Source organism: Photorhabdus stackebrandtii, from assembly GCF_011189495.1.
Taxonomy (GTDB): domain Bacteria; phylum Pseudomonadota; class Gammaproteobacteria; order Enterobacterales; family Enterobacteriaceae; genus Photorhabdus; species Photorhabdus khanii.
This window is the reverse complement of the sequence record NZ_PUJV01000123.1, coordinates 1-1,097: the sequence shown is the minus strand read 5'-3', so window position 1 is coordinate 1,097 and position 1,097 is coordinate 1. Positions and strand designations below refer to the sequence as shown.

The window sequence follows — 1,097 nt, the reverse complement described above, 5'->3', positions numbered from 1 at the left end:
CGCACCACCGCCGCCGGCACCATATACTCCGGCAAAACTTGACTCAGGCGCTCACGTAAGTTATTCACCAGCCCTTCTTCCACGTCCGCCGCCACATACGCCACCAGCCGTTTGTCCAGCCCTTTCCCGTGAGCCAGCACCGCGGCTTCACGCACCGCCGGGTGTTCAGCCAGCCGCGCTTCGATTTCCCCCGGTTCAATGCGGAAACCGCGGATTTTCACCTGCTGGTCAGTGCGGCCCAAAAATTCCAGATTGCCGTCCGGCAAATAACGCGCCAAATCCCCGGTGTGGTACATGCGGGCATCCGGTTTATCGCTGAACGGGTCAGCCAGGAAACGTTCTGCCGTCAGTTCAGGCCGGTTCAGATAACCCCGTGCGACGGCCATACCTCCGATATAAAGTTCCCCTATGCCCCCCATGGGCACCGGCTGGTGATCTTTATCCAGAATATAGATATATGTATTAGAAACCGGGCGACCGATGGGAACTCGCCCCGGATACTTCTCTGACCGACAATGCCAAGCTGTTACATCAATGGCGGCTTCAGTCGGACCATATAAATTATGCAACTCGCTGTGAGGAAAATGCGCCATACACTGTTGTTGCAGGGCATATGACAGTGTTTCACCACTGCACAAAATCCGGCGCAGAGTCTGGCAACGGTCAACAGGCGTATAATGCAGGAAGCTTTGTAACATTGAGGGCACGAAGTGGAGGGTAGTAATGCCCTGAGATTCGATTTCAGCCAGTAAATAAGCCGGATCTTTGTGGCCGTCAGGGCGGGCGAGGATGAGTTGTGCGCCGGTGAGCAGCGGCAGGAAAAACTCCCAAACAGAAACATCAAAGCTGTATGGTGTTTTCTGCAATACCAGATCATGTTCAGTCAGATGGTATTCTTCCTGTGCCCACAGCAGGCGATTAACTACCCCGCGATGTTCATTCATCACCCCTTTAGGCAAACCTGTTGAACCCGAGGTGTAAATGACATAAGCCAGGTGCCGTGATGTCAATGTGGTTATCTGTGGGTTACTCTTTGATTGTTCAAATACGGCATTCGGATTCAACACCTGACGTTCTACCAATACCTTTTCTCCCAA

At 53.1% G+C, this 1,097-nt stretch carries 1 protein-coding gene; it reads right to left on the bottom strand.

Annotated elements, in window-relative coordinates:
* A partial coding sequence (locus C5470_RS21890) for an amino acid adenylation domain-containing protein (protein ID WP_166291898.1) occupies window positions 1–1,097 on the bottom strand: 1,097 nt, incomplete at both ends.